We start from the raw sequence: 7,137 nt of genomic DNA, 5'->3' as shown, positions 1-7,137 counted from the left end.
CAAACAAGCCCCGTTGCCTGCGCCGCGGGGCTTGTTCCGTTTAACACATAGTCATATCAACTCGGTTGGAATGACGGCGCCCTAACAGCGGGTGCCGTGCATCAAGCAATGCTGTATATGCCTTTAGACGGAAGGCGGGACTGACGTGGCGGTGTTGTTATTCCACCAGCCCGTCTTCGTTGAAGAACGGGACCTGCTTGATGGTATCCATGAGGTCGTTTAGTCCCTTGCTGGTTTCATCTAGGCCGAGGCAATGGGCTTCGAACTTGATCTTCTTGCCTTCGTAAAGCGTGACGCCGCCGTCCATGTCTTTTTCGGCGACACTTGGACCTCGGCTGATCATCCGCTCATTAACAACATAGGTGTAGGCGCCGGTCTTGAAGCCGAGGCCGGTGTTGTAGCCGCCGGCGTAGCCGATGGTGTGGATCATGAAGTGCTTGGTGCTTCCGACCGGATCTTTCGGATATGTCAATTCCGGCTCCATCATCGGTGGGCCGTAGCGATAGGCGAGGGTGGAGCGGTCGGGCGCGGCGCAGATGGAGACAACGGCGTTATTATCGAGTTCGCAGGTGAAGATCACGTCTTCTGCTGCCTCGCAATGGCCGCGGCTGATGTCTTCACTGGCATGTTCGGGCACGTTGTCGAAGCTGCCGCTTTCTGCCGCTTGACAATCCGTCGGCTCGTAGCGGTTCCTGTCGGTGATGACCGCGCCGTCTTCAATATGCCAGGCCTGCTTTTCGACCTGCTTGTCACCTTCGATGGAGATCTCGACCTTCACGTCGAGCTGGTTGCCCTTGCGCTTTCCGGTGATCGTGCTGTCCCAGCTTGTCGCATAACCTTCCTTAACGTCGTTGATTTCGCCGGTTTCAACGCCGAGCACGTCGCCGTCGCCATCGGGCAGATCGAGGATCATCAATGCGTTGGTCGTGTCATTCTTGTGCTGGAAGCATTGTTCCGCGGCCCGAACGGCCGGAGCAAGGCAAAGGCAGAGGGCAAGAGACATCGGCAGTCGGCATGCAATCGGCGTCATGATGAGATCCGTGCGAATGAAGCATGGTGGTATCCTCCGGGTGAGGAGGTTGCTTCATATCACGCAGCTGTGATCTCACCAATTCGCCTTTCGCTCGAGCGCTGGTTCAGGCGTCCGAGAAACGGAAGTCAGCGGATCGGCTGTTGCTCAGAACCCGGCGGCCGTTCGGCAGGTCGTTTCCGTCCAGCTTCTCGAGGATGGCGGCCTCGCTGAGCCTGTAGTGGCGCCAGCGGGCGTCCAGCCGGCGACGCAGTTCTTCTTCAGGGGGCGCCAGCAGAACGGTCAGGTCGAAGGCATCTGCAAGACCGTTCCAGGGGGCTTCGTCGAGCAGAAGGTAGTTGCCCTCCGCGATAACGATGAGGGGGCCTGCGGGGATCGCGCGAGCGGCGGCAATCGCCAGTTCCCGGTCGCGATCGAAAACGGGAGCCAGTACTTCGACGCCGGTCCGGATGGCGCGGATGAGATCGATCAGGCCGCGAACATCGAAGGTTTCCGGTGCCCCCTTGCGCTTGAGGAGACCGCGTTCTTCCAGAAGGCCGTTATCCATGTGGAAGCCGTCCATCGGCAGGATGCTGGCGGGAAGGCCGCGTGCCGTCAGGGCCTGTTCCAGCCGGTCGGCGACAGTTGACTTACCGGCCCCGGGCGGGCCGGCAATCGCCACGATCAGGCGCGGGTTTCGCGCGAAGCCGTCTTCGATGGCTGCCAGCAGCCGCTCGAATTCAGGAGAGTCGTTCATCATGCCGCAAGCGCTTCCTCCGGGGCAGGGCGGGCGCCCGTCATGAAGGCGACCGCATCGGACATGCTGTACTCCTTCGGATTGATAATGCACAAGCGCTTGCCGAGGCGGTGGATGTGGATGCGGTCGGCCACTTCGAACACATGCGGCATGTTGTGCGAAATCAACACGATGGGAAGGCCGCGAGAGCGGACTTCGAGGATCAGTTCCAGCACGCGACGAGATTCCTTGACGCCAAGTGCCGCCGTTGGTTCATCCATGATGACGACCTTGGAGCCGAAGGCTGCCGCGCGCGCCACCGCCACGCCCTGACGTTGGCCACCGGAAAGTGTCTCCACAGCCTGGTTGATGTTCTGGATGGTCATAAGGCCGAGTTCGGAGAGCTTCTCGCGGGCGATCTTTTCCATCGCGGGACGGTCGAGCATGCGGAACACCGAACCAAGCGGGCCGGGGCGGCGGATCTCGCGACCAAGAAACATGTTATCGGCAATCGAGAGCGCCGGGGAAAGGGCAAGGTTCTGGTAAACCGTCTCTATGCCGGCGTCGCGGGCTTCCATCGGGCTGCGGAAGCTGACGGGTTTGCCATCAAGACGGATTTCACCGGCATCCGGCAGGATGGCGCCGGAAATAGCCTTGATCAGCGAGGACTTGCCGGCGCCGTTGTCACCGATCACGGCGAGGATTTCGCCGGGATAAAGGTCAAAATCGGCGTGGTCGAGGGCGGTGACGCGGCCATAGCGCTTGACGAGGCCACGGGCGGTGAGAATGGGGGTCTTTTCCATCAGCCTGCTACCTTTCTGATCCACTGGTCGATTGCCACGGCGCCGATGATGAGGACACCGATGAGGAGATAGGTCCATTGCGGGTCTGTGCCGATGAGGCGCAGGCCGAGCGAGAACACGCCGACGATGAGCGCACCGAACAGCATGCCGAGAATGGAGCCGCGACCGCCGAAGAGGGAGAGGCCGCCGATCACCACGGCGGTGATGGATTCGATGTTGGCGAACTGGCCGGCGGTCGGAGAGACGGAGCCGATGCGGCCGATAAGGGCCCAGCCCGCCAGCGCGCAGATGAGGCCGGAGACGGTGTAGACGGAGAGCAGCATGCGCTTGACATTCACGCCGGCAAGTTCGGCCGCATCCGGATCGTCACCGGTCGCGTAGAGATGGCGACCCCAGGCGGTGCGGTTCAGCAGGAACCAGATGGCGGCAACCAGAAGCACCATGGCGATCACGCCGTAGGTCAGCACTGCACCGCCGAGGCGAAGACTGTTGCCAAAGAATTGCAGGATGGGGGCGGTCGCCTCGATGTCCTGGGCGCGGATCGTTTCGTTGGCCGAGTAGAGGAAGTTGGCGGCGAGAACGATCTGCCACATGCCGAGTGTGACGATGAAGGGCGGCAGGCGCATATAGGCAATAAGGGCGCCGTTGATGAAGCCGCAGGCTGCGCCGACGGCAAAGCCGCAGAGCACGGAAAGTTCCGCCGGCAGGCCGTATCGGAACGTGAACTGGCCCATGACCACGGAGGAGAGAACCATGATTGCGCCGACGGAGAGATCTATGCCGGCGGTCAGGATGACAAGCGTCTGTGCCGCGCCGACAATGCCGACAATGGCGACCTGCTGGAGAATAAGCGTCAGGGTAAAGGCGGAAAAGAACTTGCCGCCGAGGATGGCACCGAAGGCGATCAGCGACAGAACCAGCACGATGAGCGGAACGGCGGCCGGACTCGAGTGCAGAAAATGCTGGAACCGCTCGGTCAGTGAGCGTTCATGCTCGAAGGATGCCACTTGTGTCGAACTGTCGACCAGCACCTTCTCGAATTCCTGGCTGGGCTGTGAAGCCGCGTTGGTGGACTGCATTGTCCAATCCTCCCGAAACGATGTTTGCTTGAATGGGGCCGACAGGCGGCCGGTTTGGCATTGGGCATGTCGTTAAAACCGGCCGCCGTCGCAGGCTGCGATCGGACGCAGGAGGAGGGGGCACGCTTAAGCGTCCGAAGGCCTCCCGTTGGCTTGGATCAACCCCAGCACTTCTTCAGGCCGGCCTTGGTGTCGATGGACTCGACGCCCTTGGCAGGCTTGTCGGTGACGAGGGTGACGCCGGTGTCGAAGAAGTTCTTGCCGGCCGTTGCCTCGGGCTTGGCGCCCGTTTCCGCATATTTCTTGATGGCTTCGATACCCTTGGAGGCCATCAGCAGCGGATACTGCTGCGAGGTGGCACCGATGACGCCGCCAACCACGTTCTTGACGCCAGGGCAACCGCCATCGACGGACACGACCAGCACGTCCTTTTCGCGGCCCACGGCCTTCAGGGCTTCATAGGCGCCGGCGGCAGCCGGTTCGTTGATGGTGTAGACGACATTGATGGTCGGGTCCTTCTGGAGAAGGTTTTCCATGGCCGAACGGCCGCCTTCTTCATTGCCGCTCGTCACGTCGTGGCCGACGATGCGCGGATCGCTTTCATCGCCGATCTTGTTGGCATCCTTGGTGTCGATGCCGAAGCCCATCATGAAACCCTGATCGCGCAGAACGTCGACCGATGGCTGGGAGGGAGCGAGGTCGAGGAAAGCGATCTTGGCGTCCTTGGCCTTGTCACCGAGCGTTGCGGCGGCCCACTGGCCAATCAGCTTGCCGGCCAGAAGATTGTCGGTGGCGAAGGTCATGTCAGCAGCGCTGATGGGTTCGAGCGGCGTGTCGAGCGCGATCACCAACAGGCCGGCGTCGCGGGCCTTCTTGACTGCGGGCACGATGCCCTTGGTGTCGGAAGGTGTAATCAGAATGCCCTTGGCGCCGTCTGCAATGCAGGTTTCGACCGCTGCAACCTGACTTTCGTTGTCGCCGTCGACCTTGCCGGCATAGGACTTCAGTTTGAGGCCCAGTTCCTTGGCGGCCGTGGTCGCGCCTTCCTTCATCTTGACGAAGAAGGGGTTGGTATCGGTCTTGGTGATGAGGCAGGCCGAGACATCGGCGGCCGAGGCAGGCGCCGCGAAGGCCACACCGAGGGCGAGCGTCGACACGGCTGCGAATACAGTCTTGTTCATGATTTCCTCCCGAAAGATCACGCAACCCGGTCTTCCGGATCACGGTAGCGGCCTCAACCCCTCCAGGTTTGGCCGGGGCGAACCCTCTGGCCCGCCTTCCTCCACGACGGAAATTACAGCACCAGTGAATTCGTCTGTCAATAAATAAATCGAATTGACTTATTAATTCGTGATGGCATGCTTGAACCCGGCTTCCAACATGGTATTGCAACAAGACCATATTTGGCCGGTCGAAGGAGGAGCGACCAATGACCTTGCCCGATCTCGTTCAGGGCGTCAGCGAACCTGTGTCTTTTTCCGCCTCGCCCGGCGGCGCCAATCAGGTGCGGGTGCGCGCCTATAATGAGCGCCTCGTGCTGTCCATTGTCCGGCGGCAGGCCGGGCTTTCCAAGGCCGAGATCGCCCGTCTGACCGGGCTTTCCGCGCAAACCGTGTCGGTCATCATGCGTGCACTGGAGAAGGACGGCCTTCTCATGCGCGGTGAACCGCTGCGCGGCCGGGTCGGCCAGCCATCCGTTCCCATGTATCTCAATCCCGATGCGGTCTATTCCTTCGGCCTGAAGATCGGTCGCCGCAGCGCCGATCTCGTGCTGATGGATTTTACCGGCCATATCCGCTTTCAGCAGCATCGCACCTATGCCTATCCGGTTCCCGGTGAAATTCTTGATTTTCTAACACAGGCCGTGACTGCGCTCGAAGGCGGACTGAGTGCTGCGCAGCGCGCCGCCATTGCCGGCATCGGCATTGCCGCGCCCTTCGAATTGTGGAACTGGGCAAGCGAGGTTGGCGCGCCGGAAGGGGCGATGGAAGCCTGGCGCGGCTTCGATTTGCAGGCCGTCGTGGCTGCCCGCTTTCCTTACGCCGTTTATCTCCAGAACGATGCGACGAGTGCCTGCGGGGCCGAACTCGTGTTCGGCGAGGGCGCACGCTTTCCCGATTTCGTCTATTTTTATCTCGGCTCCTTCATTGGCGGCGGTATCGTCGTGAATTCGTCGATTTTCGTTGGCCGAACGGGCACGGCGGGCGCAATCGCTCCGTTGCCCGTTCGGGATCGTGACGGCGAAACGAAACAGCTCGTAAAGATTGCCTCGATCTTCGTGCTGGAGCGCCTGTTGCGGGAAAGGGGCATCGATTCCCAACCGCTCTGGCACGCTGCGGAGGAATGGGTGGATTTTGGCGAGCCGCTGGAAATCTGGATCCGTGACAGCGCCGCAGCGCTGGCTCAGGCCATTGTCGCCGCCTGCGCCATCATCGATTTTTCGGCTGCGATCATCGATGGCGGCTTCCCCGAATGGGTGCGCGAGCGGCTCGTGACGGCGACGCTGGAAGAGGTTCGGAAACTTGACCTGCAGGGTATCGTCATTCCCGAGATCATCGAAGGCATGATCGGGCCGCAGGCGCGTGCCGTCGGCGGCGCCAGCCTGCCCATCTTCGCCCGTTACCTCACAGACCACAACGTTCTCTTCAAGGAGGTCGCCCATGCTGAAGGGGCTTGATCCGATCCTGTCACCTGATCTTCTGGCGACGCTCAGGGCCATGGGTCATGGCGATGAAATCGCGCTGGTCGATGGCAATTATCCCGGTCTCGAACATGGGCGCCGCCTCGTGCGGCTTGACGGGCTGCCGCTTATTCCGGTGCTCAACGCCATTCTCAGCATTCTGCCCATTGATGATTTCGTGCCCGAAGCAATCTTCAGGGCATCCGTCGGAGGTGATCCCTCTGGCAGGCTCGACCCCGTCCACGACGAGATCGTCGCGTGCTGCGCGCGACATGAACCGGACCGAGCCGTCATCCCGCTGGCGGGGCCGGTGTTTTACGATCGCGTTCGTGCGGCGCATACCATCGTCCAGACATCGGAACCGCGGCTTTATGGCAATGTCATCCTGCGCAAGGGCGTCATCCGCCCCTGAGCTTTGAAAGCGAGCAAATGTCGCAGTCTTGCTAGACTAAATCATGATTTCCGCGGTCGTCTTTCTGTTGTATGGGGCTGGAGAAGGCAGTATTTCTGCCGTATAACCGCCTCGCTTTAGCAGAACCCCGATGAGCGCTCAGACCACCGAGACAGAAACAGATGCGTTTCCGCTTGGAATGGCGGCGCGAGGTTTTCGCGGCATTGTGCATCGTATCGATGCCGAGGGGCATGCGCTCAGCCTTCAGCCGGAGGAAATCGAACGTCGGTTGATCGAGCTTGGCTTTCTCGAAGGTGTAGAGATCGCCATTCTTCATGAAGGCTTTTTCGGGCGTGATCCCATCGCCGTTCGCGTCAATGGCGCGACCGTCGCCTTGCGGCGGCGCGAAGCCATGGCGATTATCGCAAGGCGCTAGAAT

8 protein-coding genes are annotated in these 7,137 nt (G+C 61.0%); 3 read left to right on the top strand and 5 right to left on the bottom strand.

The window, feature by feature from the left end:
- Positions 1–157 precede the first annotated feature (157 nt).
- The 5 genes from GGQ66_RS03985 to GGQ66_RS03965 all read right to left on the bottom strand — a co-directional run bounded on the left by GGQ66_RS03985 (position 158) and on the right by GGQ66_RS03965 (position 4,808).
- A complete protein-coding gene (locus GGQ66_RS03985; protein WP_183789617.1) occupies positions 158–1,030 on the bottom strand; it encodes a hypothetical protein in 873 nt (290 codons plus the stop codon).
- Between the two features lie 106 nt (positions 1,031–1,136).
- Positions 1,137–1,769 carry a nucleoside/nucleotide kinase family protein gene (locus GGQ66_RS03980; RefSeq protein WP_370686280.1) on the bottom strand — a complete coding sequence of 211 codons (633 nt, stop codon included), beginning with the start codon at positions 1,767–1,769 and terminating at the stop codon, positions 1,137–1,139.
- Positions 1,766–2,548, bottom strand: coding sequence for an ATP-binding cassette domain-containing protein (locus tag GGQ66_RS03975; RefSeq protein WP_183789615.1), 783 nt, complete (start codon positions 2,546–2,548; stop codon positions 1,766–1,768). Before GGQ66_RS03975 ends, GGQ66_RS03980 begins: the two co-directional genes overlap by 4 nt.
- A complete protein-coding gene (locus tag GGQ66_RS03970) occupies positions 2,548–3,627 on the bottom strand; it encodes an ABC transporter permease (RefSeq protein ID WP_183789613.1) in 1,080 nt (359 codons plus the stop codon). The genes GGQ66_RS03975 and GGQ66_RS03970 overlap by 1 nt, the downstream gene beginning before the upstream one ends.
- Positions 3,628–3,785: 158 nt before the next feature.
- Entirely contained in the window at positions 3,786–4,808 is a 1,023-nt protein-coding gene (locus GGQ66_RS03965) for a sugar ABC transporter substrate-binding protein (protein ID WP_183789611.1), read from the bottom strand.
- A gap of 248 nt (positions 4,809–5,056) precedes the next feature.
- Between GGQ66_RS03965 and GGQ66_RS03960 the strand changes: the two genes are divergently transcribed.
- From GGQ66_RS03960 to GGQ66_RS03950, 3 genes are all read left to right on the top strand, one after another.
- On the top strand, positions 5,057–6,304 hold the full coding sequence (locus GGQ66_RS03960) for an ROK family transcriptional regulator (RefSeq protein WP_183789609.1): 1,248 nt from the start codon (positions 5,057–5,059) through the stop codon (positions 6,302–6,304).
- Complete coding sequence (locus GGQ66_RS03955) at positions 6,288–6,719, top strand: RbsD/FucU family protein (RefSeq protein WP_183789607.1); 432 nt, start codon at positions 6,288–6,290, stop codon at positions 6,717–6,719. The genes GGQ66_RS03960 and GGQ66_RS03955 overlap by 17 nt, the downstream gene beginning before the upstream one ends.
- Positions 6,720–6,849: 130 nt before the next feature.
- On the top strand, positions 6,850–7,134 hold the full coding sequence (locus tag GGQ66_RS03950) for a FeoA family protein (protein ID WP_183789605.1): 285 nt from the start codon (positions 6,850–6,852) through the stop codon (positions 7,132–7,134).
- The last annotated feature ends 3 nt before the right edge of the window (positions 7,135–7,137 follow it).

The sequence above is a fragment of the Allorhizobium borbori genome (assembly GCF_014196535.1).
In the GTDB taxonomy this organism is placed as follows: domain Bacteria; phylum Pseudomonadota; class Alphaproteobacteria; order Rhizobiales; family Rhizobiaceae; genus Ectorhizobium; species Ectorhizobium borbori.
This window is presented reverse-complemented; position numbering and strand designations above follow the sequence as displayed.

Bases quoted from the DNA above. Each gene is read 5' to 3' on its own strand.
- GGQ66_RS03975 (WP_183789615.1), bottom strand. From the start codon at position 2,548: ATGGAAAAGACCCCCATTCTCACCGCCCGTGGCCTCGTCAAGCGCTAT.
- GGQ66_RS03980 (WP_370686280.1), bottom strand. From the start codon at position 1,769: ATGATGAACGACTCTCCTGAATTCGAGCGGCTGCTGGCAGCCATCGAA.
- GGQ66_RS03970 (WP_183789613.1), bottom strand. From the start codon at position 3,627: ATGCAGTCCACCAACGCGGCTTCACAGCCCAGCCAGGAATTCGAGAAG.
- GGQ66_RS03955 (WP_183789607.1), top strand. From the start codon at position 6,288: ATGCTGAAGGGGCTTGATCCGATCCTGTCACCTGATCTTCTGGCGACG.
- GGQ66_RS03985 (WP_183789617.1), bottom strand. From the start codon at position 1,030: ATGACGCCGATTGCATGCCGACTGCCGATGTCTCTTGCCCTCTGCCTT.
- GGQ66_RS03960 (WP_183789609.1), top strand. From the start codon at position 5,057: ATGACCTTGCCCGATCTCGTTCAGGGCGTCAGCGAACCTGTGTCTTTT.
- GGQ66_RS03965 (WP_183789611.1), bottom strand. From the start codon at position 4,808: ATGAACAAGACTGTATTCGCAGCCGTGTCGACGCTCGCCCTCGGTGTG.
- GGQ66_RS03950 (WP_183789605.1), top strand. From the start codon at position 6,850: ATGAGCGCTCAGACCACCGAGACAGAAACAGATGCGTTTCCGCTTGGA.